This is a genomic window from Alphaproteobacteria bacterium, assembly GCA_041396705.1.
Taxonomy (GTDB): Bacteria; Pseudomonadota; Alphaproteobacteria; order CALKHQ01; family CALKHQ01; genus CALKHQ01.
Window position 1 is genome coordinate 25,930 of record JAWKYB010000006.1, and the last position, 23,247, is coordinate 49,176.

Consider the following 23,247-nt stretch of genomic DNA (forward strand, 5'->3'; position numbering starts at 1 on the left):
GGCGGCGGTCACAAGCGTTCCGTCTGGCCCCGTGCGATTCGGCGCGGTCGTGGAAAGGCGCGTGGGTTGTAACCCTACCCGTCGCCGCTGGCCAGATGTGCCCGGCGTGCGGCCGGTCAGTCGCCGTCCGACTCCGGCTCCAGCTTCAGCGAGGCCGAGTTCATGCAATAGCGCTGGCCGCCCGGGCCGGGCCCGTCCGGGAACACATGGCCCAGATGCACCTTGCAATTGCCGCAGACCACCTCGGTCCGCACCATGCGATGGCTGACGTCGACCCGCTCGGCCACCGCGCCCTCGCTCGCCGGCTCGGTGAAGGACGGCCAACCTGTGCCGGAATCGAACTTGGTGTCGGAACTGAACAGCAGTGCGCCGCAATTGCGGCAGCGATAGTCCCCGGCGGTCTTGCAGTCCCAGTACTCGTTGCGGAACGGCCGCTCGGTATCGCCGTCGAACATCACCCGCCGCTGCAGGTCGGTAAGGTCGTCGCGGTCGTCTGGATCGGGCATGCCGGCCATGTGGTGCCTCCGAGATGCGGCGCCGGCGGGCGCCGGTGCGGGGAAGCCCTCAATATTGGGCCGCGCCGGCCGATTGGCCAGTGCGGCGCGCGCGTTCGTGTTGTCGCGCGGTGGAAGCCGTCCTATTGTGCCCGATACGGGGCTCACGCGGTGGCCCCGTCAGGCGCAAGCCCAAGCACCGCTCCGCAGTCGATTTGCCGGAGCTTTGGCCATGGGCGACTACTTCATCTCTTCCGAACGACTTTGGAACCGGGCGGGCTCGGCCGACGCCCCCGCCGTGCTCGACGTGCGCCGCCGCGCCGTGTTCGACGCCGACGATGCGGCAATTCCCGGATCGCTCTGGTGCGACCCCGCCGCCGCCGTCGCGCTGGCGCGGGCTTGGCCGGCGACACGGCCGGTGGTGGTCTCCTGCGCCCATGGCCACCAGTTGTCGCAGGGCGTCGCCGCGAGCCTGCGCGCGGACGGCCGCCCGGCCGCGGTGCATGACGGCGGGTTCGCGGCCTGGCGCGAGGCCGGGCTGCCGGTGCTGCGGCCGAGCGGCCTGCCGCAATGCGCGCCGGGCGCCGCCAGCCTGTGGATCACGCGGCGCCGGCCGAAGGTCGACCGGGTCGCCTGCCCCTGGCTGATCCGGCGATTCGTCGACCCGCGCGCCGCCTTCCTGTTCGTCGAGCCCGACCAGGTGCTGGCGCTGGCCGACGAGACCGGCGGCATCGCCTTCGACATCGACGGCGCGCCCTACAGCCACGACGGCGCCCGCTGCAGCTTCGATGTGCTGCTGGCCTGCAGCGGCATCGCCGATCCGGCGCTGGCCGACCTGGCCACGATCGTCCGCGGCGCCGATACCGCCCGGCTCGATCTGGCGCCGCAGTCGGCCGGGCTGCTGGCGATGGCGCTGGGGCTGTCGGCGCTGGCCGGCGACGACGACCGGCGCGCGCTCGAGGCCGGCATGACGCTCTACGACGCGCTCTATGCCTGGCGGCGGCACGCGCCGGGCGAGCGCCACAGCTGGCCCGCGGCGGCGGCATGAGCGCGCCGACCTTCGCCGAGGCCGTCCGCGTCTGGGCGCGAATCGGCTGCCTGTCCTTCGGCGGCCCGGCCGGCCAGATCGCGCTGATGCACCGCGAGATCGTCGAGCAGCGCAAATGGCTCGACGAGCCGGACTACCTGAATGCCCTCAACTTCTGCATGCTGCTGCCGGGGCCGGAGGCGATGCAGCTCGCCACCTATGCCGGCTGGCGCCTGCACGGCGTGCGCGGCGGGCTGGCGGCCGGCCTGCTGTTCGTGCTGCCGGGCGCGCTGGTGGTGCTGGCGCTGACGATGGCCTATGCCGCCTTCGGCCGGCTGGCGCCGGTCGAGGCCGCCTTCGTCGGCATCAAGGCGGCGGTGCTGGTGATCGTCGTCGAGGCGTTGCTGCGCATCGCCAGGCGGGCGCTGCACGCCGCCGCCCATTGGACCATCGCCGCCGCCGCCTTCGTCGGCATCTTCCTGTTCGAGGCGCCTTTCCCGCTGATCGTCGGCGCGGCTGCCGCGATCGGCTTCGCCCTGGCGCCGCAGCGCCGCGCCGACGGCCCGGCCGAGCCCTGGCCGTCGCCGCGGCGCACGCTGGCGACCCTCGGGCTCTGGCTCGCGGTGTGGCTGGTCCCGCTCGGCCTGCTGTGGGCCCTGCTCGGCGGCGGCCATGTGCTGGCCGAGATCGGCGCCTTCTTCTCGATGCTGGCCGTGGTGACCTTCGGCGGCGCCTATGCGGTACTGGCCTACATGGCGCAGGCGGCGGTTGAAACCCACGGCTGGCTCGACGCCGGCGAGATGCTGGACGGACTCGGCCTTGCCGAGACCACGCCCGGGCCGCTGATCCTGGTTACCGAGTTCGTCGGCTATCTGGGCGCCGCCCGCAGCGGCGGCGAGGCGTCGTTGCTGCGCGGGCTGGCCGGTGCCGCCGTGACGCTGTGGGCCACCTTCGCCCCCTGCTTCCTGTGGGTGTTCGCCGGCGCGCCCTATGTCCAGCGCATCGCCCGCGCGCCGCGGCTGCGCGCCGCGCTGCAGGGCATCACCGCCGCCGTGGTCGGGGTGATCCTCAACCTGTCGCTGTGGTTCGGGTTGCACGTGCTCGCGCCGGGCATCCAGGAACGCGCCACCGGTCCGCTGCGCTGGTGGACGCTGCCGCCGGACGGGATCGACCCGGTGGCGGCGGTTCTGGCCGCGGTCGCCGCCGTGGCGCTGCTGGCACTGCACCAGGGCGTGCTGCGCACGTTGGTACTGTGCGGCGGGCTGGCGCTGGCGTGGTATGCGCTGCAAGCGCCGGGCTAGCGATCCAGCGTCGCCGCCAGCCGCTTCGGCGCGACCGCGCGAAAGCTCTGGTCGATCCACTCGCACAGCATGGCCAGCGGCGGCTCGTCGTCGGGCCCGAAGCTGGCGGTGACCCAGCCGGAGCGGCCGAGACCGTAGCCGGTGGGCGCGACGAAAGGCAGCGTCAGCGCCATCTCGGCCGACACCGGCAGCTTCACGGTCAGCCGGAGCCCGCCGTCGTCGCCGGCCCAGACAAAGGCGAACACCTTGCGCCGCACCTTGAACGCGCGCTCGCCCCAGGGAAATTCCTCCACCGCCTCGGGCAAGGCCAGCGCGTGGCGGCGCAGCGCCGCCACATGCGGCCCGTTGCCACGCACCGTCGCGCCACGCAGGCCGTCGTCGGCCATCGCCACCTCCAACCGTCGCTGCCGCAGCTTCGCGGCGCCGGCGCGGCGTCGTCAAGACGCGCCACCTTGCGCCGGCCGGGCCATCGCCTAATCTGGCGGCATGACCGTCATCGGACTCGACCACGTCCAGATCGCCATGCCGCGCGGCGCGGAGGCCGCCGCCCGCGCCTTCTACGGCGACCTGCTCGGCCTGGCGGAGATCGCCAAGCCGGCGAAGCTGGCGGCACGCGGCGGCGCCTGGTTCCGGCTCGGCCCGCTGCAGTTGCACCTCGGCGTCGAGGACGACTTCCGCCCGGCACGCAAGGCGCATCCGGCGCTGGTGGTGACGGACCTGGATGCGCTGCGCGCGCGGCTGGAAGACCGGGCGCTGGCGGTGCGGCCGGACGACCGGTCGACGGCCGCGCCCGCTTCTTCGTCGACGACCCGTTCGGCAACCGGCTGGAATTCGTCGCGGCGACGGCGGGGCAGAGCGCATGACCGCCCGCCTGGGGTCGCCGGCGTCGGCTGGTGGGCCGCGTTCAACCATATCCCCGCGCTGGTCGACAGTGCCGACGCCGCGGTGGTGGCGCTGGCCGACCCGGACACGGCGCGGGTCGCCCAGGTCGGCGACCGCTTCGGTATCGCCGGCCGCTACGGCGAGGTCGCGGCGATGGTCGCCGCCGAGCGGCTGGACGGCGTCGTCGTCGCCTCGCCCCATGTCGCCCATTTCGACAACGCGATGACCGCGCTGACCGCCGGCTGCCACGTCATGGTCGAGAAGCCGATGACGACGACCGCGGCCGATGCGCGGGCGCTGGAAGCGGCGGCCGCCGCTGCCGGCCGGCAGGTGCTGATTCCCTGCGGCTGGAATTTCCGCGCCTACACCGCCGCGGCGGCGCGCTGGGTGGCGGAGGGCCGGATCGGCCGGGTGGAGCATGTGGCGTGTCAGATGGCCTCGGCGCTGGACGACCTGTTCGCCGGCCGGCCGATGGCCGAGACCGCGGACCACATGTTCCGCCCGCCGCCGTCGACCTGGGCCGACCCGGCGCGGGCCGGCGGCTATGGCTGGGGCCAGATGTCCCATTCGCTGGCCTGGGTCTATCGCGTCGCCGGCGTGCAGCCGGCCGCCGCCTTCTGCTTCGCCGGCCAGTCGCCGGCCGGCGTCGACTATTACGACGCGGCCGCGGTGCGGCTCGACGGCGGCGCGACCATGGCGCTGTCCGGCGCCTCGACGGTGCCGAAGCACTGCGGGTTCCAGCTCGACATCCGCATCTTCGGGTCGGCGGGGATGATCCTGTTCGACGTGGAGCGCGAGCGGCTGGTGCTGCACCGGCGCGACGGCGCCGACGACGCGGTCGCGTTGGCGCCGGGCGACGGCGGCTATGACGGCGCCGCCCCGGTGCATCGCTTCGCCGCCCTGTGCGCCGGCCGCGCCGTGGCCAACGACGCCGACGCCACCGTCGGCCGCAGGGTGGTGGAGACGCTGGACGCGCTCTATCGTTCCGCCGCCTCGGGCCGGGCCGAGGCGGTCTGAGGCCGGGGAGGTTCGGGATGAAGCTGTCGCTGACGTCGTGGTCGCTGCGCGCCTGCTCGCTGGAAGAGGCGGTCGGGCTGAGCAAGGTGCTGGGCGTACACGCACTCGACCTCGGCTATTTCTACGGGCCGGCGCTGGACAAGGCGGCCCTGCTGGCCGACCCGGACGCGATGGCGGCGAAGGTGCGCGCCCTCGACATCGCCGTGCCCTGCTTCTACCACCTGTTCGGCGCCGGCCTCGCCGACCGCAACCTGGCCGACCCGGCCAGCCTGGCCGCCAACCTGGCCGACTTCGCGCAGGTGATGCGCTTCTGCAAGGCGGCGGATATCCCGACCGTGTTCGTCCTGCCCGGCGTGGTCAATCCCGGCCAGTCGCGTGCCGAGGCGCTGGCGGTCTCCGCCGATGCGCTGAACGCGCTGAAGCCGATCGCCGACGATGCCGGCGTGACCCTGACGGTGGAGCCGCACGTCCATTCCTACCTGGAGAGCCCGGACATCACCCGCCGCCTGCTCGAGCGCGTCGACGGGCTGAAGCTGACGCTGGACTACGCCCACTATGTCTGCCTCGGCTGGCGGCAGGAGGAGATCGACCCGCTGGCGCCGCACGCCGCCCACGTCCACCTGCGCCAGGCCAGGCCGGGTGTGCTACAGACCAAGATCGACCTCGGCACCATCAACTTCGGCGCGCAGTTCGGCACCCTGCGCGACGCCGGTTTCGACGGCTGGCTGGCGCTGGAGGTGGTGCACCAGGACTACATGGGCACGCTGTACGACGACGTGCTGACCGAGACCGCCGCGATCCGCGACCGGTTCCGGGCGTGGCGCGGCAACTGAGACTGCCGGGACAACCGCAGAGGGGGGACGGGTTCGAATGGGCAACTTCGCCTGGGTGCTGGAGGTCCGGCCGGGCTGCGAGGACGAATACAAGCGGCGTCACGACCGGATCTGGCCGGAGATGGTCGACGAGCTGCGCGCCGCCGGCATCCGCAACTACTCCATCTTCCGACTGGGCCTGACGCTGATCGGCACGTTCGAGACCGACGACCTGGCGAAGACCATCGGCCATCTGCGCAACAGCGACGTCAACCGGCGCTGGGCGGACTATATGGGCCCGATCATGAAGATCGAGGTCGACGACCGCATCGGTTTTCCGTTCCTGCTGCCGTTGCAGTGGCATATGGACTGACCGATGACGGGATTGGACGGCAAGGCGGTACTGGTCACCGGCGGCTCGCGCGGCATCGGCGAGGCGATCGCGCGGGCGATGGCGAAGGCGGGCGCGCGGGTGGCGGTGGCGGCGCGCAATATCGAGGCCTGCCGCAGCGTGGCGGCCGAGATCGTCGAGGCCGGCGGCGAGGCCGTCGCGCTGCCGCTGGACCTGGGCGACGCCGCCTCGGCGCAGGCCGCCGTTGGCCAGACGCAGGCCAAGCTCGGCGGCCTCGACGTGCTGGTCAACAACGCCGGCACGATCGATCCGATCGGCGGCATCGACGCGGTCGCGCCGGCCGACTGGGCGCGCTGCGTCGCCATCAACCTGACCGGCGCCTATGCGACGACGCACCATGCCTTCCGCGCGATGCGCGCCGGCGGCGGCGGACGGATCGTCAACATCTCGTCGGGCGCCGCCCGCCGCCCGCTGGAAGGCTGGAGCGCCTATTGCGCCTCCAAGGCCGGGCTGGCGATGCTGACCCGGTCCACCGACCTGGAGGGCCGCGCGCACGGCATCCGCTGCTTCGGCTACGCCCCTGGCGTGGTCGACACCGCAATGCAGGCGACCATCCGCGCCAGCGGCGTCAACGAGGTCTCGCGCATCCCGCGCGCGGCGCTGGATCCGCCCGACGATGCCGCGCGGCTGGCGGTGTGGCTCGCCTCCGGCGCCGCCGACGACCTGGCGGCGGAGGCGCTCGACATCCGCGACCCGGCGCTGCGCGCCCGCGCCGGGCTGGCGCCGCGCTGACATGTTCGCGCTGGCCGAACCGCTCGCCCGCGACAGCGTGCCGGTACTGCCGATGCTGTACATCAGCCAGGTCCGGCTGATGGACGATGCCCGCTATCCCTGGCTGCTGCTGGTGCCGGAGCGCGACGGCGCGGTGGACCTGCACGACCTCGACGCGGCCGACTGCGGCCTGCTGGCGCTGGAGGCGCGGCTGTGCTCGCAGGCGCTGGCGGAACTGTTCGACCTGGCCAAGACCAATGTCGCCACCCTGGGCAACATGGTGCCGCAGATGCATGTGCATGTCATCGGCCGGCGGCGGGACGACCCGGCCTGGCCCGGCCCGGTCTGGGGCGTCGGCACCGCCGTGCCCTATGCGGCCGCCGAGCGGGCGCGGCGGGTCGGCGCGGTCGCCGAGCGGCTGCAGGCGGCGTGCGCCGGCACCGCGCGACCGAGCCTCTAGGCTTGGCCGCGAAACCGCCCTACTCTGCCGGTGCGCCGTTCGGCGCGCCCTGTCCAACCTGTCGGTAGCCTCGGCGATGAGCGATCCTCGACAGCGGGCCGCGAGCCTGCCCTGCTGGTCGGCGGCGGTAGCGCCGGAGCCGCTGAGCGGCGGCATCACCAACACCAACTTCCTGGTCGAGGACGGCGGCCGCCGGTTCGTCGTGCGGATCGGCGCCGACATCCCGGTGCACCAGATCATGCGGTTCAACGAGCAGGCCGCCAGCCGCGCTGCCCATGCCGCCGGCCTGTCGCCGGAGGTGGTCTACGCCGAGCCCGGCGCGATGGTGCTGGCCTTTGTCGACGGCCGGGTGCTGGGGCCGGCCGATTTCGCCGACCGCCGTACCCTGCGCCGTGCGGTCGACCTGATGCTGCGCTGCCACCGCGACCTGCCCGCCTTCCTGCGCGGCCCGGTGCTGGCCTTCTGGGTGTTCCATGTCGTCCGCGACTATGCCGCCACGCTGCGCGAGACCGGATCGGCCTACGAATCCATGCTGCCCGGTATGCTGAAAACGGCCGAGCGGCTGGAACGGCTGGTCGGCCCGATCGACATGGTGTTCGGCCACAACGACCTGCTCGCCGCCAACTTCATCGACGACGGCGAGCGGCTGTGGCTGATCGACTGGGACTATGCCGGGTTCAACAGCCCGCTGTTCGACCTGGGCGGGCTCGCCGCCAACAACGCGCTGCCGCCAGCGCTGGAACGCTGGCTGCTGGAGGCCTATTTCAACCGGCCGGTCGGTGACGAGCTGATGCTGCGCTACCAGGCGATGAAGTGCGCCGCGCTGCTGCGCGAGACGCTGTGGAGCATGGTCTCCGAACAGGTCTCGACCCTGACGTTCGACTACGCCGCTTACACCACCGAGAACCTGCAGCGGTTCAAGGCCGCGCTGGCCGTGCTGGACGGGATCGCACGATGACGCAAGCACCTGCATCGGCCCGCGTCGTCATAGTCGGCGGCGGCATCGTCGGATGCTCCGTGGCCTATCACCTGGCCAAGCGCGGCGTCGACGAGGTGGTGCTGCTGGAGCGGCACCGGCTGACCTCCGGCTCCACCTTCCACGCGGCGGGACTGGTCGGCCAGCTGCGCACCAGCGCCAACATCACCCAGATGCTGGGCTACTCGGTGGCGCTGTACGACCGGCTGGAGGCGGAGACCGGGCTGGCCACCGGCTGGAAGCGCAACGGCGGGCTCAGGCTGGCCTGCAACGCCGACCGCTGGATCGAGGTCAAGCGGCAGGCGACCACGGCCCATTCGTTCGGGCTGGAGATGCACCTGCTGACGCCGGCGGAGGCGCAGGCGCTGTGGCCGCCGATGCGGGTCGACGACGTGGTCGGCGCCGCCTTCCTGCCGACCGACGGCCAGGCCAACCCCAGCGACATCACCCAGGCGTTGGCCCGCGGCGCCAGGCGCGGCGGCGTGCGCATCCTGGAGGACACGGCGGTCACCGCGATCGAGCGCGACGAACAGGGCCGGCTCGCCGCCGTGGTCACCGACCGCGGCCGCATCGCCTGCGAGAAGGTGGTGTGCTGCGCCGGCCAGTGGTCGCGCGCGCTCGGCCGGCTGGCCGGCGTCAACGTGCCGCTGGTGTCGGTGCAGCACCAGTACATGGTGACCGAGCCGATCCCCGGCCTGCCGACGGGCCTGCCGACCCTGCGCGACCCGGACCGGCTGACCTACTACAAGGAGGAGGTCGGCGGGCTGGCGATGGGCGGCTACGAGCCCAACCCGAAGCCGTGGGCGGTCGAGGGCATCCCGCCCGGCTTCCACTTCACGCTGCTCGATTCCGACTTCGACCATTTCGAGCCGATGATGGAGCGGGCGCTGGCGCGGGTGCCCGCGTTGGAGACGGCCGGCGTGCGCCAGCTGATCAACGGGCCGGAGAGCTTCACCCCCGACGGCAACTTCATCCTGGGCGAGGCGCCGGAATTGCCCGGTTTCTTCGTCGGCACCGGCTTCAACGCCTTCGGCATCGCGTCGGCCGGCGGCGCCGGCATGGTGCTGGCCGAATGGGTCGCCGATGGCGAGCCGCCCTACGACGTCTGGCCGGTCGACATCCGCCGCTTCGGCCGGCCGCACCTGGACACCGCCTGGGTGCGCCGGCGCACGCTGGAAGCCTATGCCAGGCACTACACCATGGCCTGGCCGCACGAGGAGTTCTCCAGCGGCCGGCCGCTGCGGCGCTCGCCGCTGTATCCGCTGCTGGCCGAGGCCGACGCCTGCTTCGGCGAGAAGATGGGTTGGGAGCGGCCGAACTGGTTCGCCGACCGCAGCGCCGGCGAACTGCCGCAGGACAGCCACAGCTTCCGCCGGGCGAACTGGTTCGAGGCGGTGGCGCGCGAGCATGCGGCGACCCGCCAGTCGGTGACGCTGTTCGACCAATCCTCGTTCGCCAAGTTCCGCCTGGTCGGCCGCGACGCCGCCGCCGCGCTGGCCTGGATCTGCGCCAACGACACCGACAGGCCGGCGGGCAAGGTGATCTACACCCAGCTGCTCAACGACCGCGGCGGCATCGAGGCCGACCTGACCGTGACCCGGCTGGCCGAGGACGATTATTACATCGTCACCGGCACCGGCTTTGCCACCCGCGACTTCGACTGGATCCGGCGCAACATCCCGGCCGGCTGCGACGCGCGGCTGATCGACGTGACCAGCGCCAACGCGGTACTGGCGCTGATGGGACCGAAGGCCCGCGCCGTGCTGCAGGCGGTGACCGAGATCGACGTCGGCAACGCGGCCTTTCCATTCGCCTCGGCGCAGACGCTGCCGATCGCCGGTGCGCCGGTGCTGGCGGTGCGCATCACCTATGTCGGCGAACTCGGCTGGGAGCTGCACTGCCCGGCTGAGAGCGCGGTCTCGGTGTACCGGGCCCTGATGGCGGCGGGGGCGGAGGCCGGCATCCGCAACGCCGGCTATCGCGCGATCGAATCGCTGCGGCTGGAAAAGGGCTACCGCGCCTGGGGCGCGGACATCGGCCCGGACCACAGCCCGGTGGAGGCGGGGCTGGGCTGGGCGGTGCGCAAGGCGGGCGGGCGGCCCTATCGCGGCCAGGCAGCGGTCGAGGCCCAGCGCCGCGACGGCGTGCGCAAGCGGCTGGCCTGCTTCACGGTCGACGACCCGGCGGTGGTGCTGCTGGGCCGCGAGACGCTGTATCGCGACGGCGAAAGGGTCGGCTGGCTGACCAGCGGCGGCTTCGGTCACAGCGTCGGCCGGCCGATCGGCTTCGGCTATGTGCGCAACCCGGACGGGGTCGACGAGGGCTGGCTGACGTCCGGCGACTACGCGCTCGAGGTCGCGACCGAGCGGCTGCCGTGCCGCATCCATCTGCAGCCGCTGTTCGATCCGGGCAATGCGCGCGTGCGGGGCTGACCCGCCGATGACGCCGCCCGCGGCTGGCCCATGTCGCCATCACGCGGCCACAATCCGCTGGCACCAGGGGGCATGGCCCGTTTTGGCATGCTAGCACCGGTGGCACTGCTTGCCGCGCAGCGGACACGCGCGCTCGCGGTCGGCCTGGGCCTGACCGCCTTCGCGACGGCCGACGCCATCGGCCAGGACCGCTCGCTGACCGGCGAGGGACCGGTGCTGGCGCAGCAATGCGTGTCGTGTCACGCCGACGCCGCCGTCGGCCGCCGCATCCCGCCGCTGTGGGGCCTGGACCAGAGCCGCATCCTGTCGGCGCTGGAGGCGTTCCGCGACGGCAACCGCGACAACCCGGCGATGATGAGCGTGGCGCGGACGCTGACCACCCAGCAGATGCTGGACATCGCCCGCTATTTCGCCGGCCAGCCGGTCGGCGGGAACTAGCCGCCGCGATCCCCTAGACGGTCAGGTGCCGCCTGACCGCCTCCTCGTTCGCCGCCAGCGCGGCGCGGTCGCCGGACAGCACCACCTCGCCGCGGTCGAGCACGACGAAGTCGTCGGCCAGGTCGCGCGCGAACTCGAAATACTGCTCGACCAGCAGCATGGCGATGTCGCCGCGCGCGGCCAGCATGCGGATGATCTCCTCGATCTGCTTGATGATCGACGGCTGGATGCCCTCGGTCGGTTCGTCGAGGATCAGCAGGCTGGGGCGCGTGACCAGGGCGCGGCCGATGGCGAGCTGCTGCTGCTGGCCGCCGCTGAGGTCGCCGCCGCGCCGGCGCAGCATGTCCTTCAGCACCGGGAACAGCGCGAACACGTCGTCGGGTATGCTGCGCTGCGACCGCGGCAGCGCGGCGAACCCGCTGCGCAGGTTCTCCTCGACCGTCAGCAGCGGGAAGATCTCGCGCCCCTGCGGCACGTAGCCGATGCCCCTGGCGGCGCGGCGATGCGCCGGCAGGCGGGTGATGTCCTCGCCGTCCCAGGTCACGCTGCCGCGCGACGGCGTCTCCAGCCCCATGATCGCCTTCAGCAGGCTGGACTTGCCGACGCCGTTGCGGCCGAGCACGCAGGTGACGCGACCCTTCGCCCCGCTGAGGTCGACCCCGCGCAGCGCATGGCTGGCGCCGTAATGGAGATGCAGGCCGGAGACGGTCAACATGGCCGGGAAGCCCTCGTCCCGGCCCGCCCCCATCCGCGGGGCAGCAGGTGCAGCCGAACGGTGTGCGGAACGGCGCTCATCGCCCGAGATAGACCTCGATCACCCGCGGGTCGCTCTGCACGCGGTCGAGCGGGCCCTCGGCCAGCACCGAGCCCTCGTGCAGCACGGTGACCCGCACGTCGAGCGCACGGACGAACTCCATGTCGTGCTCGACCACCACAACCGAATGCTTGCCGGCGATGCGGCGCAGCAGTGCGGCGGTCTGCTCGGTTTCCGCATCGGTCATGCCGGCCACCGGCTCGTCGAGGAACAGCAGCTCAGGGTCCTGGATCAGCAGCATGCCGATCTCCAGCCACTGCTTCTGGCCATGCGAGAGCGTGCCGGCCGGCCGGTCGCGGCGGTCGGTCAGCCCGACGATCTCCATCACCTCTTCGATCCGCGCCCGCCGGCTGCCGTCGAGCACGGCGAACAGCGTCGCCCGCACGCTGCGCTTGCCGGCCAGGGCCAGCTCCAGGTTCGCGAACACGCTGTGCTGCGGAAAGACGGTCGGCTTCTGGAACTTGCGGCCGATGCCGGCCCGCGCGATCGACGCCTCGTCCAGCCGGGTCAGGTCGAGCCGCCCCTTGAACAGCACCCGGCCGGTGTCGGGCCGGGTCTTGCCGGTGACCACGTCCATCATCGTGGTCTTGCCGGCGCCGTTCGGGCCGATGATCGCGCGCATCTCGCCGGTGTTCATCACGAAGCTGAGCCCGTTCAGCGCGCGGAAGCCGTCGAAGGCGACGGTGACGTTGTCGAGATAGAGCAGGCCGGCGGGCTCGGCCTCGGCGTCGGCAGCCGTGGTGGCATAGCTGCTCATTCGGCCGGCTCCGCGGCGACGTGGCGCGCCGCGGCGGACCCGCCGCGCCGGTCGCGCCAGGCGCGCCACCAGCCGGTCGCCGAGCCGAGGATGCCGTTCGGGAAGAACAGGGTGACGGCGATGAACAGGCCGCCGAGGATGAACAGCCACGCGTCCGGCGCCGCCCCGGTGAAATAAGTCTTGCCGTAGTTGATCAGCACGGCGCCGAGCGCGGCGCCGACCAGGGTGGCGCGCCCGCCGACCGCGACCCAGACGATGATCTCGATCGAGTTGGCCGGCGAGAACTCGCCCGGATTGATGATGCCGACCTGCGGCACGTAGAGGGCGCCGGCGATGCCGGCCAGCACCGCCGACAGCACGAAGGCGAACAGCTTGTAGTGTTCGACCCGGTAGCCGAGGAAGCGGACGCGGCTTTCCGCGTCGCGCACCGCCATGATCACGCGCCCGTATTTCGACGTCACCACCAGCCGGCAGGCGAGGAAGCCCAGCGCCAGCGCCACCGCGCTGGCGACGAACAGCCAAGCGCGGGTGCTGTCGGCCTGGATGTCGTAGCCGAGCAGGTCCTTGAAGTCGGTCAGCCCGTTGTTGCCGCCGAAGCCGGTGTCGTTGCGGAAGAACAGCAGCAGCAGGGCATAGGTCATCGCCTGGGTGATGATCGACAGGTAGACGCCGGTCACCCGGCTGCGGAAGGCGAACCAGCCGAACACCAGCGCCAGCAGGCCGGGCACCAGCACCACCATGACCATGGCGAAGCCGAAGCTGTCGAAGCCGTGCCAGTACCAGGGCAGCTCCTTCCAGTCGAGGAACACCATGAAGTCGGGCAGGTCCGGGTTGCCGTAGACGCCGCGGTCGCCGATCTGGCGCATCAGGTACATGCCCATGGCATAGCCGCCGAGGGCGAAGAACGCGCCGTGGCCGAGGCTGAGGATGCCGCAGAAGCCCCAGATCAGGTCCACCGCCACCGCCAGCAGCGCATAGCACAGGTACTTGCCGAACAGCGGCACCAGCCAGGACGGCAGGTGGAACGGCGACGAGGCCGGCAGCGCCAGGTTCAGCACCGGCACCAGCACCGCGGCCAGGGCCAGGATGGCGAGGAACACGCGCCCCGGCGCGTCGATCCGGGCCAGCAGCGGCACGTGCCCGGACGGATGGGTCGCCGACGCCATCATGCCTCCACCGCCCGGCCCTTCAACGCGAACAGGCCGCGCGGACGCTTCTGGATGAACAGGATCACCGCGACCAGGATGATGATCTTGCCGAGCACGGCGCCGGAGTAGGGCTCCAGCAGCTTGTTGGCGACGCCCAGGCTCATGCCGCCGGCGAATGTGCCCCACAGGTTGCCGACGCCGCCGAACACCACCACCAGGAAGGAATCGATGATGTAGGACTGGCCCAGGTTCGGGCTGACGTTGTCGACCTGGCTGAGCGCGACGCCGGCCAGCCCGGCGATGCCGGAGCCGAGCCCGAAGGTCAGCGCGTCGATGCGGCCGGTGCGGATGCCCATCGCCTGGGCCATCGGCCGGTTGGCGGTGACCGCGCGCATCTGCAGCCCGAAGCTGGTGCGCTTCATCATCACGATCAGGCCGACGAAGACGATAAGGCAGAAGGCGAGGATGTACATGCGGCTGTAGGTCAGGGTCAGGCCCGACGCCGTCTCCACCGCGCCCTGCATGAAGCCGGGGTTGCCGACCTCGCGGTTGGTCGGCCCGAAGATCGTGCGCACCGCCTGCTGCAGGATCAGGCTCAGCCCCCAGGTCGCCAGCAGGGTCTCCAGCGGCCGGCCGTAGAGCCAGCGGATCACGCTGCGCTCGATGGCGATGCCGAAGGCGCCGGCGACCAGGAAGGCGGCCGGGATCGCCACCGCGATCGACCAGTCGAACAGGCCGGGGAACGAGGTGCGGAAGACCTCCTGCACCATGTAGGTGGTGTAGGCGCCGATCATCATCATCTCGCCATGGGCCATGTTGATGACGCCCATCACGCCGAAGGTGATGGCCAGCCCGATCGCCGCCAGCAGCAGGATCGAACCCAGCGACAGGCCCTCGAACAGGCTGCCGGCGAAGCGCCACAGCTCGAGCCGGGATTCGATGGATTCCACCGCATCCGCCGCCGCCGCCCGCACTGTCTCGTCGGGCTCCTTGAAGCCGTCGCCGTCGGGCAGCAGCAGGGCGGTCAGCAGCGAGCGCACGGCCGGGTCGCCGAAGCCTTGCAGCGTGGTCACCGCCTCCAGCCGCACCGCGGGATCGTCGGCGGTGAGCAGCACCGCGGCGCGGGCGCGGACCATGGCGTCGCGCACGGCGTCGTCGGTCTCGGCGGCAAGCGCGGTCTCCAGCGCTTCCAGCGCACTTGGGTCCTGCGCGCCGAACACGGTGTTCGCCGCCGCCAGCCGGGCGGCCGGGTCGGGCCCCATCAGCGTCATGCCGCCCAGCGCCTCGCGGATCGCCTTGCGCAGGCCGTTGTTGGTCTTGACCTGCTCGATCGCATCCTCGTCGACCACCGCAAGCTCTTGGAGGGTCAGCGGATCGAGCAGCCGATAGCCGTCGGCGACCTCCTCGGCGATGACGACAGTGCCGTCGTCGACGCGGGTATAGAGCCGGCGGTCGCCCATCGCCTCCAGCACCGGAATGGCACGCGGGTCGCCGGTCGCCGCCAGCGCGGCCACCGCCGCGCCCTTGTCGCCGTAGCCGCCCGCGGCCAGGGCCGGCAGCAGGGCGCGCAGGGCCGCATCGTCGAGCTGGGCACGGGCCGGGCTGGTCAGGGCGAGCAGCACCGCTGCGACGGCGACGGCGAGCCGGACCAGGCCGACGCGGCGCCGACGTCCGGCCTGCCGGTTACGGGCGGGGATCATGGGACCTGTCTTTCGTCGGAGACGGCGGGGCGCGGCTTGGGCGCACCCCGCCGTCCGCTCCTGTGGCGGCCTTACTTCTCGACGAAGTTCGGCTCCTCGCAGCCGCCGCAGACCCACGGGAAGGTCCAGTCCGCGACCAGCTTGGCGCTCTCCGGGATGTAGTCCGACCAGGCGTCGCCGACCACGACGTCGTCGGTCTCCCAGACCACGTCGAACTGGCCGTCCTCCAGGATCTCGCCGATCAGCACCGGCTTCGACAGGTGGTGGTTGGTGTTCATTACCGCGACGCCGCCGGTCAGGTTGGCGACGGTCTGGCCGTACATGGCCTGGCGCACCGCGTCGACGTCGGTGGTGCCGGCCTGCTCGACCGCCTGCACCCACATGTTGAAGCCGATGTAGTGGGCCTCCATCGGGTCGTTGGTCACCCGGGCGTCGTCGGCGATATAGGCGTGCCAGGTGTCGATGAACGCGGCGTTCTCGTCCGTTTCCACCGACATGAAGTAGTTCCACGCGGCCAGGTGGCCGACCAGTGGCGCGGTGTCGAGGCCGGCCAGCTCTTCCTCGCCGACCGAGAAGGCGACCACCGGGATGTCCTCGGCGGAGATGCCCTGGTTGGCCAGCTCCTTGTAGAACGGCACGTTGGCGTCGCCGTTGATGGTGGAGACCACGGCGGTCGGCTTGCCCTGGCTGGCGAATTCCTGCACCTGCGAGACGATGGTCTGCCAGTCGCTGTGCCCGAACGGGGTGTACTCCTCCATGATGTCCTCGTCGGCGACGCCATGGGCGTTGAGGAAGGCGCGCAGGATCTTGTTGGTCGTGCGCGGATAGACGTAGTCGGTACCCAGCAGCACCCAGCGCTCGGCGCCGCCGCCCTCCTCGCTCATCAGATACTCGACCGCGGGGATCGCCTGCTGGTTCGGCGCGGCGCCGGTGTAGAACACGTTGCGCGAGGATTCCTCGCCCTCGTACTGCACCGGATAGAACAGCAGGCCGTTGAGCTCCTCGAACACCGGCAGCACCGACTTGCGCGACACCGAGGTCCAGCAGCCGAAGACGACGTCGACCTGGTCCTGCTCGATCAGCTCGCGCGCCTTCTCGGCGAACAGCGGCCAGTCCGACGCCGGGTCGACCACCACCGCCTCGAGCGGCCGGCCGAGCAGGCCGCCGGCCGCGTTCTGCTGCTCGATCAGCATCAGCATGACGTCCTTCAGCGTGGTCTCGCTGATCGCCATCGTTCCGGACAGCGAGTGCAGGATGCCGACCTTGATCGGCTCGCCTTCCTGGGCGAGCGCGCTGCCGGCGAACGGCACCAGTGCCGTCCCCGCAAGCAGCAGCGCCGCGACCTGCCCCCGAAATGCCTTCCTCATTGTTGCCTCCGCTTCATGTTTGTTGCACTGCAACAGCGGAGAGCAAGGCGCGTGCCAGCCCGCAGGCGCCGGCGCCGGCAGCGATCCCCCGGGCGCACGGCGTCGCGGCGGCCGCCCGCGACGTCCCCCGTCGACCGTCTCGCACGAGCGCCAGGAGACCGGCGAATGCGTCAGCAATGCTGCCAATAATTTGACCGGAGACGGCGAGGCAGGCTGCCTGTTTTCTGCTCAACCGGCGCGCGAATCCGCCGGCCGCCGCCACGGGAATGCCCAGATTGGCTGGGCCCGCATCCATTGACAGGTCTGCGCCGCCTGCCTATGTGTCCAGGCGCTTGATCGCCGCATCCACGCTGCCGCCGACGGCGGCGGGCGGGATATTGCATCTCGCGGCCGGATGACATCCCATTCCGGACAACCAGCAAGGCGGACCATGCCCATGTTCGGCGCCGTTGCCCGAAAGCTGTTCGGCACAGCCAACGACCGTTACGTCAAGTCGCTCGGCCCGATCGTCCATGCGATCAATGCGCGCGAGAGCGAGATGGCGGCGCTGTCCGACGAGGCGCTGCGCGGCCAGACCGACAAGCTGAAGGCGCAGCTGGCCGCCGGCAAGACGCTGGACGACGTGCTGGTCGAGGCCTTCGCCACCGTGCGCGAGGCGGCCAAGCGCACGCTGGGGCAACGCCACTTCGACGTGCAGATGATGGGCGGCATCGTGCTGCACCGGGGCATGATCGCCGAGATGAAGACCGGCGAAGGCAAGACGCTGGTCTCCACCCTCGCCGCCTATCTCAACGCGCTCAGCGGCAAGGGCGTGCACATCGTCACGGTCAACGACTACCTCGCCCGGCGCGACGCCGACTGGATGGGCCAGATCCATCGCTTCCTCGGGCTTTCGGTCGGCGTGATCGTGCCCGGGCTGATGGACGAGGAGCGGCGCCAGGCCTACGCCGCCGACATCACCTATTCGACCAACAACGAGCTCGGCTTCGACTATCTGCGCGACAACATGAAGCTCAGGCTGGAGATGATGGTCCAGCGCGAGCCGAACTTCGCCATCGTCGACGAGGTCGATTCCATCCTGATCGACGAGGCGCGCACGCCGCTGATCATCTCGGGCCCGGCCGAGGACTCCTCCGCGCTGTACCGCGCGATCGACAAGGAGATCCCGCACCTGGAGCCGAGCGCCTACGAGATCGACGAGAAGACCCGCTCGGTCACCCTGACCGACGACGGCATGGAGGCGATCGAGGAGCGGCTGCGCCAGGCCGAACTGATGGAAGGCGGGCTGTACGACAGCCAGAATGTCACCCAGCTGCACCACGTGATGCAGGCGCTGCGCGCGCACAAGCTGTTCCGCCGCGACACCGAATATGTGGTCAAGGACGGCAAGGTCGTCATCATCGACGAGTTCACCGGCCGCATGATGGAGGGCCGGCGCTATTCGGAAGGCCTGCACCAGGCGATCGAAGCCAAGGAAGGGGTCGAGATCCAGGGCGAGACCCAGACGATGGCCTCGATCACCTTCCAGAACTACTTCCGGCTCTATCCCAAGCTGGCCGGCATGACCGGCACCGCGATGACCGAGGCCTCCGAATTCGGCGAGATCTATGGCCTGGACGTCATCGAGATCCCGACCAACGTGGCGGTGGCGCGGTCCGACGCCGACGACGCGGTCTATCGCACCCGCGCGGAGAAGGAAAAGGCGATCGTCGAGTCCATCGTCGACTGCCAGCAGCGCGGCCAGCCGGTGCTGGTCGGCACCACCTCGATCGAGAAGTCCGAGGAGCTGTCGGCCCTGCTGAACCGGAAGGGCATCAAGCACAACGTGCTGAACGCCCGCTATCACGAGGCCGAGGCCTATATCATCGCCGACGCCGGCATTCCGGGCGCGGTGACGCTGGCGACCAACATGGCCGGCCGCGGCACCGACATCCAGCTTGGCGGCAACCTGGAGATGCGCATCCGGCGCGAGCTGGGCGAGGTCGAGGACGAGGCGGAGCGCGGACAGCGGATCGAGACGATCAAGGGCGAGATCGCCGACAAGCGCAAGCAGGCGCTTGACGCCGGCGGGCTCTACGTCATCGGCACCGAGCGCCACGAGAGCCGGCGCATCGACAACCAGCTGCGCGGCCGCTCGGGCCGGCAGGGCGATCCCGGCCGCTCGGCCTTCTTCCTGTCGCTGGAAGACGACCTGATGCGCATCTTCGCGGCCGACAAGATCGACGCGATGCTGAAGCGGCTGGGCGTGAAGGAAGACGAGGCGATCTCGCACCCGTGGGTCAACAAGGCGCTGGAGAAGGCGCAGGCCCGGGTGGAACAGCGCAACTTCGAGATCCGCAAGCACCTGCTGCGCTTCGACGACGTGATGAACGACCAGCGCAAGGTGATCTACGAGCAGCGCAAGGAGCTGATGCGCGCCCAGGAGGTGCACGACACGGTCGTCGACATGCGCGAGGAGACGCTGGACGCGCTGATGAGCGGCTATGTGCCGGAGAAGGCCTATGCCGAGCAGTGGGACATCGAAGGGCTGTCGCGCGAGGTGAAGCGCATCTTCAACCTGGAGCCGCCGATCAAGGACTGGGCGGCGGAGGAAGGCGTCGCCGACACCGAGATCCGCAAGCGGCTGGCCGACCTGGTCGACGCCAAGATGGCGGAGAAGACCGCCAATGTCGGCCTCGACGCCATGCGCATGATCGAGAAGAACCTGCTGCTGCAGCTGCTGGACTTCCACTGGAAGGAGCACCTGCTGCACCTGGACCAGCTGCGCCAGGGCATCAACCTGCGCGCCCACGCCAACCGCAATCCGCTGGACGAGTACAAGCGGGAGGCGTTCGACATGTTCGAGACCATGCTGGCCCGGCTGCGCGAATCGGTCACGCGCGTGATGGCGAATGTGGAGATCCGCGCCGCCGATCCGCAGGCCCAGGCCCGCGCCGCCGGCCTGGTGCCGGCCGCGGCGCCGGCCGCGCAGATGGTCGAGAGCCGTGTCGACCCGGCCGGCGCCCCGCCGGTGGCCGACGACGAGGACCTGCCCGGCCCCGACGGCGGCGATGCCGCCGTGGCGACGCGGCCGCGGCCGGTGGCGGCCGTCCCGGCCGCCAGCGCCAAGGTGCCGCGCAATGCGCCCTGCCCCTGCGGGTCTGGCAAGAAATACAAGCACTGCCACGGCAAGACGGCCTGATCCGACCGATCTGACCTGATGCCGCGTCGCCTGAGCCGCGGATCGCGACGGATTCCGCGGTGCGCGCCGCCGAGTCCGATCGGCCGGCGGGTCCGTGCTACGACCGCCAGGGCGGCGTAGCGGCCTGGTGCCCCGCCCGACCGGGCGCCCGCGGCATAACCAACAATTAGCGAATATTTAGCCGTTGCCGGCCATTCTGCGTGCTGGCCCCGCGCGGGCCGTCCAGCCGGTCTCAGGAATCATTTTCGGGTCAGATCATGCTCAAGACGTTCTCCGGTTCCGCAGCGGGCGGCAAGTTGTCGATCGCAGCCAAGATCCCGCTCGCTATCGTCGCCAGCGGCCTCGCCGTCATGCTGGCCGTCGCCGGCGTGTCCTACTGGCAGGCGCGCGGCAGCCTCGTCGAGGATGCCACACAGAAGCTGGACGCGGTGGTGGTCAACCGCGCCTCCGCCCTGCACATGTACCTGGATTCGATCGTCGACGACCTGCTGGTGCAGGCCGACAACCGCACGGTGCGCGAGGCCCTGCGCGCGTTCGACAGCGCCTGGGACGAGCTGGGCGGCGAGCAGACCGAGACCCTGCATCGACTCTACATCGAGGACAACCCGAACCCGCTAGGCGAGAAGCACCGTCTGGATTTCGCGCCGGACGGCTCGCAGTACAGCCGTGTGCACGCCCAGTATCATCCGTGGATGCGCCAGCTGCTCGAGGCGCACGAGTATTACGACATCTTCCTGTTCGATATGGACGGCAACCTCGTCTACACCGTGTTCAAGGAGTTGGATTTCGCCACCAACCTGAACAGCGGCGAGTGGAAGGATACCGACCTCGGCAATGCCTTCCGCGCGGCCCGTGACGGGGCGGCCGACGGCGGCGCCTATTTCTTCGACTTCGAGCCCTATGCGCCGAGCCACGACGTACCGGCGGCCTTCTTCTCCGCCCCGATCCACGACGAGGAGGGCCGCACCATCGGCGTGCTGGCCTACCAGATGCCGATCGCCCGCTTCACCCAGGTGATGGGCAGCACCGACGGACTGGGCGAGACCGGCGAGACCTATATCGTCGGCGAGGACTTGCTGATGCGCAGCGACGCCCGCGCTGCCGCCGAATCGACCATCCTGGCCGTGACGGTGGACAACGAGGCCGTCCGCAACGCTCTGGCCGGCCAGAGCGGCGACACGATGGGCGAGACGCCCACCGGCGAGTCTGCTGCCTTCGCCTTCGTGCCCTTCGACTTCCTCGGCACCCACTGGGCCTTCATCGGCAGCCAGAACCTGTCGGAGATCACGGCCGCCGCCGACAATCTGGCCCTGGTCGTGGCCGCGATATGCGTCGGCGCCGCGCTGCTGCTGGCCGCCGTCGGCCTGTTCATCGGCCGCGGAATCAGCCGTCCGATCACCGTGCTGTCCGGCCGGATGGGCGATCTTGCCGGCGGCAACAGCGCGATCGACGTGCCCTATGAGGGCCGCGGCGACGAGGTCGGCCTGATGGCGCGCGCGCTCGGTGTGCTGAAGAAGAACACCCAGGAGGCCGAGCGGCTGCGCGCCGAACAGCGGGTCCGCGACGAGGACGCCCGCAAGGCCCAGCGCGCGGCCCTGGAGCAGATGGCCCGGACGATCGAGGCCGAAGCCGACCAGGCGGTCAGCGGGGTATCCGCCGGCAGCGACGAGATGACGGGCACGGCCACGCACCTGTCGGAACTGTCCCGCGAGATGCAGGGCAATGCCCAGGCGGTGGCCGCCGCCAGCGAGGAGTCGCTGGCCAGCGCGGAGACCGTCGCCGCGGCGATCGAGGAATTGAGCGCTTCGATCGATCAGATCCGCCAGCGCGCCGCCCATTCGTCGACGGTTGCCGGCAATGCCAAGCAGATTTCCGACGAGACGTCCGGCATCGTCGCCAGCCTGGGCGAGGCGGCCAGCCAGATCGGCGAGGTCGTCGCCCTGATCTCGCAGATCGCCGAGCAGACCAACCTGCTGGCGCTGAACGCCACGATCGAGGCGGCACGGGCCGGCGAGGCCGGCAAGGGTTTCGCGGTGGTCGCGGCGGAGGTGAAGAACCTGGCCACCCAGACCCAGCGGTCGACCGGCGACATCTCCGCCCATGTCGCCACCGTTCAGGCCGTCGCCGACAAGGCGGTCGACGCCATCGCCCGCATCCAGAAGACGGTGGACGAGATGAGCGTCGCGTCCGGCGACATCAGCGACAGCGTCAACCAGCAGAGCGAAGCGGTCGGCGCGATCGGCGAGAGCGTGCGTCAGGCCGCCGCCGGCGCCCGCGAGGTCGCCGCGCAGATCGGCCAGGTCACCCGGCAGATCGGGGATGCCGACCACATGGCCGAAGCGGTCGCGAAGACCGCGGCCGAGCTGCGCCAATCGGTCGACGCGCTGAGCGGCTCGCTGAAGCAGTCGGTGCGCGCCGCGGTCGGCTGATCGCCGACCGCCACGGGCGGCAAGAATCTGAACGGAAAGCGCGCCGCGCTAAGGCTTCGTTAACCCTGTCGGCGCATTCTCGGCTTGCGGGCGGCGGTGGTTCCTCATGCATCGCCGCCCTCCGGCTTCCGCCGTCGATCGGGACCTGTCCTCCCGCCCGATCCGGCGACCGGACCCTCTCTCACATGTCGCCTTGTCCGGCCCGGGTGTTACCCGGGCCGATTTTTTTTGCCCTGCGCCTATTCGGTCGCCACGCAGGGCGCCAGGCTCGCCGCCATGCCGTCGAACAGCGGCATCAGGCGGTCTTCGGGCAAGGCGGCGCCGACCGCCAGCCGGCCGACGGTGAAGGCGGTATCGCCGAAATGCAGGGTCAGCAGGGCCGCCGCCGGTTCCCCGTCCACGTCGATCGGCGCACGCGCCAGGGCGATGCCGAACGTCGCTTCCGCGCCGCGACAAGCCACCACCATGCGCTCGGTCGCGACCGGCGCGTCGGCGACCGGCTGCGGGCCGGTGACCGCAATCGCGGCGGGCTCGGCGCAGTCCATGGCCGCCTGGATCTGGGTCGCCAGCTCCGCAAGCGACGGCACGCCGCGCAGCGTCGGCGCAAGCAGCTCGCCAAGGTCGACGCCGTCGACCGTCCGCGGCTCGACGCCGGCGCCAAACGAGATGATCTCGACGCCGTCCGGTACGACCAGCGCCACGCCGCGGACGCAATAGGTGCCCGGCCCCGCCCATTCGCCGAGCGGCGGCTCCTGCTGTGCGTAGGCCGCCGGTCCGGCGGTCAGGCCGGCGACCAGGGCCGCCGTCGACCTTCGGAGCGGGCGGTGCCGACCGCTCAGGGCGCGCCCGGTTTCGCGCGGTGGACCTGCCATCGCCGCAGCCGCCCGAG

At 71.0% G+C, this 23,247-nt stretch carries 19 protein-coding genes and 2 pseudogenes; 13 read left to right on the forward strand and 8 right to left on the reverse strand.

The features are described from left to right. Positions 1 to 116: 116 nt before the first annotated feature. On the reverse strand, positions 117 to 515 hold the full coding sequence (msrB, locus tag R3F55_09695) for a peptide-methionine (R)-S-oxide reductase MsrB (GenBank protein MEZ5667685.1): 399 nt from the start codon (positions 513 to 515) through the stop codon (positions 117 to 119). 211 nt (positions 516 to 726) lie between these two features. Between msrB and R3F55_09700 the strand changes: the two genes are divergently transcribed. Together R3F55_09700 and chrA are read left to right on the forward strand one after the other, a co-directional pair. Continuing rightward, positions 727 to 1,542, forward strand: coding sequence for a chromate resistance protein (locus R3F55_09700; protein ID MEZ5667686.1), 816 nt, complete (start codon positions 727 to 729; stop codon positions 1,540 to 1,542). After that, entirely contained in the window at positions 1,539 to 2,822 is a 1,284-nt protein-coding gene (chrA, locus tag R3F55_09705) for a chromate efflux transporter (protein ID MEZ5667687.1), read from the forward strand. Before R3F55_09700 ends, chrA begins: the two co-directional genes overlap by 4 nt. Here chrA and R3F55_09710 read toward each other — a convergent pair. Beyond that, complete coding sequence (locus R3F55_09710) at positions 2,819 to 3,208, reverse strand: MmcQ/YjbR family DNA-binding protein (protein ID MEZ5667688.1); 390 nt, start codon at positions 3,206 to 3,208, stop codon at positions 2,819 to 2,821. The genes chrA and R3F55_09710 overlap by 4 nt on opposite strands. A 100-nt stretch (positions 3,209 to 3,308) precedes the next feature. On the opposite strand from R3F55_09710, the pseudogene R3F55_09715 reads away from it, so the two are divergent. The 9 genes and pseudogenes from R3F55_09715 to R3F55_09755 all read left to right on the forward strand — a co-directional run bounded on the left by R3F55_09715 (position 3,309) and on the right by R3F55_09755 (position 10,962). Further along, positions 3,309 to 3,685 (forward strand): annotated as a pseudogene (locus R3F55_09715) (glyoxalase). Between the two features lie 22 nt (positions 3,686 to 3,707). Then, positions 3,708 to 4,721, forward strand: a pseudogene (locus R3F55_09720) (Gfo/Idh/MocA family oxidoreductase). 17 nt (positions 4,722 to 4,738) lie between these two features. Then, entirely contained in the window at positions 4,739 to 5,554 is an 816-nt protein-coding gene (locus tag R3F55_09725) for a sugar phosphate isomerase/epimerase family protein (GenBank protein MEZ5667689.1), read from the forward strand. Positions 5,555 to 5,591: 37 nt separating this feature from the next. After that, positions 5,592 to 5,906 carry an L-rhamnose mutarotase gene (locus R3F55_09730; protein ID MEZ5667690.1) on the forward strand — a complete coding sequence of 105 codons (315 nt, stop codon included), beginning with the start codon at positions 5,592 to 5,594 and terminating at the stop codon, positions 5,904 to 5,906. Between the two features lie 3 nt (positions 5,907 to 5,909). Next, on the forward strand, positions 5,910 to 6,677 hold the full coding sequence (locus R3F55_09735) for an SDR family oxidoreductase (protein MEZ5667691.1): 768 nt from the start codon (positions 5,910 to 5,912) through the stop codon (positions 6,675 to 6,677). 1 nt (position 6,678) lies between these two features. Then, on the forward strand, positions 6,679 to 7,116 hold the full coding sequence (locus tag R3F55_09740) for an HIT family protein (GenBank protein ID MEZ5667692.1): 438 nt from the start codon (positions 6,679 to 6,681) through the stop codon (positions 7,114 to 7,116). A gap of 76 nt (positions 7,117 to 7,192) precedes the next feature. Beyond that, entirely contained in the window at positions 7,193 to 8,074 is an 882-nt protein-coding gene (locus tag R3F55_09745; GenBank protein MEZ5667693.1) for a phosphotransferase, read from the forward strand. Further along, positions 8,071 to 10,524, forward strand: a complete 2,454-nt coding sequence (locus R3F55_09750; GenBank protein ID MEZ5667694.1) for an FAD-dependent oxidoreductase — start codon at positions 8,071 to 8,073, stop codon at positions 10,522 to 10,524. The genes R3F55_09745 and R3F55_09750 overlap by 4 nt, the downstream gene beginning before the upstream one ends. Before the next feature lie 99 nt (positions 10,525 to 10,623). Further along, on the forward strand, positions 10,624 to 10,962 hold the full coding sequence (locus tag R3F55_09755) for a hypothetical protein (GenBank protein ID MEZ5667695.1): 339 nt from the start codon (positions 10,624 to 10,626) through the stop codon (positions 10,960 to 10,962). A 13-nt stretch (positions 10,963 to 10,975) separates the two neighbouring features. Here R3F55_09755 and urtE read toward each other — a convergent pair whose 3' ends face one another. The 5 genes from urtE to urtA form a co-directional block, all read right to left on the reverse strand. After that, positions 10,976 to 11,677, reverse strand: a complete 702-nt coding sequence (gene urtE / locus R3F55_09760) for an urea ABC transporter ATP-binding subunit UrtE (GenBank protein ID MEZ5667696.1) — start codon at positions 11,675 to 11,677, stop codon at positions 10,976 to 10,978. A gap of 76 nt (positions 11,678 to 11,753) precedes the next feature. Further along, complete coding sequence (urtD, locus tag R3F55_09765; GenBank protein ID MEZ5667697.1) at positions 11,754 to 12,533, reverse strand: urea ABC transporter ATP-binding protein UrtD; 780 nt, start codon at positions 12,531 to 12,533, stop codon at positions 11,754 to 11,756. Further along, complete coding sequence (gene urtC / locus R3F55_09770; protein MEZ5667698.1) at positions 12,530 to 13,699, reverse strand: urea ABC transporter permease subunit UrtC; 1,170 nt, start codon at positions 13,697 to 13,699, stop codon at positions 12,530 to 12,532. Before urtC ends, urtD begins: the two co-directional genes overlap by 4 nt. Continuing rightward, positions 13,699 to 15,381, reverse strand: a complete 1,683-nt coding sequence (gene urtB, locus R3F55_09775) for an urea ABC transporter permease subunit UrtB (GenBank protein ID MEZ5667699.1) — start codon at positions 15,379 to 15,381, stop codon at positions 13,699 to 13,701. The genes urtC and urtB overlap by 1 nt, the downstream gene beginning before the upstream one ends. A 71-nt stretch (positions 15,382 to 15,452) precedes the next feature. After that, positions 15,453 to 16,748, reverse strand: coding sequence for an urea ABC transporter substrate-binding protein (gene urtA, locus R3F55_09780; GenBank protein ID MEZ5667700.1), 1,296 nt, complete (start codon positions 16,746 to 16,748; stop codon positions 15,453 to 15,455). 436 nt (positions 16,749 to 17,184) lie between these two features. Here urtA and secA point away from each other — a divergent pair, with 436 nt between their 5' ends. After that, positions 17,185 to 19,929, forward strand: coding sequence for a preprotein translocase subunit SecA (gene secA / locus R3F55_09785; GenBank protein ID MEZ5667701.1), 2,745 nt, complete (start codon positions 17,185 to 17,187; stop codon positions 19,927 to 19,929). A 257-nt stretch (positions 19,930 to 20,186) separates the two neighbouring features. Further along, complete coding sequence (locus tag R3F55_09790) at positions 20,187 to 22,358, forward strand: methyl-accepting chemotaxis protein (protein MEZ5667702.1); 2,172 nt, start codon at positions 20,187 to 20,189, stop codon at positions 22,356 to 22,358. 239 nt (positions 22,359 to 22,597) lie between these two features. Here the strand turns inward: R3F55_09790 and R3F55_09795 are convergent, their stop codons facing one another. Beyond that, on the reverse strand, positions 22,598 to 23,230 hold the full coding sequence (locus R3F55_09795; GenBank protein ID MEZ5667703.1) for a hypothetical protein: 633 nt from the start codon (positions 23,228 to 23,230) through the stop codon (positions 22,598 to 22,600). Positions 23,231 to 23,247 lie beyond the last annotated feature (17 nt).

What these genes read in the sequence shown, in the direction of transcription:
- msrB (MEZ5667685.1), bottom strand. Translation starts at nt 515, where the DNA reads ATGGCCGGCATGCCCGATCCAGACGACCGCGACGACCTTACCGACCTG.
- R3F55_09700 (MEZ5667686.1), top strand. Translation starts at nt 727, where the DNA reads ATGGGCGACTACTTCATCTCTTCCGAACGACTTTGGAACCGGGCGGGC.
- chrA (MEZ5667687.1), top strand. Translation starts at nt 1,539, where the DNA reads ATGAGCGCGCCGACCTTCGCCGAGGCCGTCCGCGTCTGGGCGCGAATC.
- R3F55_09710 (MEZ5667688.1), bottom strand. Translation starts at nt 3,208, where the DNA reads ATGGCCGACGACGGCCTGCGTGGCGCGACGGTGCGTGGCAACGGGCCG.
- R3F55_09725 (MEZ5667689.1), top strand. Translation starts at nt 4,739, where the DNA reads ATGAAGCTGTCGCTGACGTCGTGGTCGCTGCGCGCCTGCTCGCTGGAA.
- R3F55_09730 (MEZ5667690.1), top strand. Translation starts at nt 5,592, where the DNA reads ATGGGCAACTTCGCCTGGGTGCTGGAGGTCCGGCCGGGCTGCGAGGAC.
- R3F55_09735 (MEZ5667691.1), top strand. Translation starts at nt 5,910, where the DNA reads ATGACGGGATTGGACGGCAAGGCGGTACTGGTCACCGGCGGCTCGCGC.
- R3F55_09740 (MEZ5667692.1), top strand. Translation starts at nt 6,679, where the DNA reads ATGTTCGCGCTGGCCGAACCGCTCGCCCGCGACAGCGTGCCGGTACTG.
- R3F55_09745 (MEZ5667693.1), top strand. Translation starts at nt 7,193, where the DNA reads ATGAGCGATCCTCGACAGCGGGCCGCGAGCCTGCCCTGCTGGTCGGCG.
- R3F55_09750 (MEZ5667694.1), top strand. Translation starts at nt 8,071, where the DNA reads ATGACGCAAGCACCTGCATCGGCCCGCGTCGTCATAGTCGGCGGCGGC.
- urtE (MEZ5667696.1), bottom strand. Translation starts at nt 11,677, where the DNA reads ATGTTGACCGTCTCCGGCCTGCATCTCCATTACGGCGCCAGCCATGCG.
- urtD (MEZ5667697.1), bottom strand. Translation starts at nt 12,533, where the DNA reads ATGAGCAGCTATGCCACCACGGCTGCCGACGCCGAGGCCGAGCCCGCC.
- urtC (MEZ5667698.1), bottom strand. Translation starts at nt 13,699, where the DNA reads ATGGCGTCGGCGACCCATCCGTCCGGGCACGTGCCGCTGCTGGCCCGG.
- urtB (MEZ5667699.1), bottom strand. Translation starts at nt 15,381, where the DNA reads ATGATCCCCGCCCGTAACCGGCAGGCCGGACGTCGGCGCCGCGTCGGC.
- urtA (MEZ5667700.1), bottom strand. Translation starts at nt 16,748, where the DNA reads ATGAGGAAGGCATTTCGGGGGCAGGTCGCGGCGCTGCTGCTTGCGGGG.
- secA (MEZ5667701.1), top strand. Translation starts at nt 17,185, where the DNA reads ATGTTCGGCGCCGTTGCCCGAAAGCTGTTCGGCACAGCCAACGACCGT.
- R3F55_09790 (MEZ5667702.1), top strand. Translation starts at nt 20,187, where the DNA reads ATGCTCAAGACGTTCTCCGGTTCCGCAGCGGGCGGCAAGTTGTCGATC.
- R3F55_09795 (MEZ5667703.1), bottom strand. Translation starts at nt 23,230, where the DNA reads ATGGCAGGTCCACCGCGCGAAACCGGGCGCGCCCTGAGCGGTCGGCAC.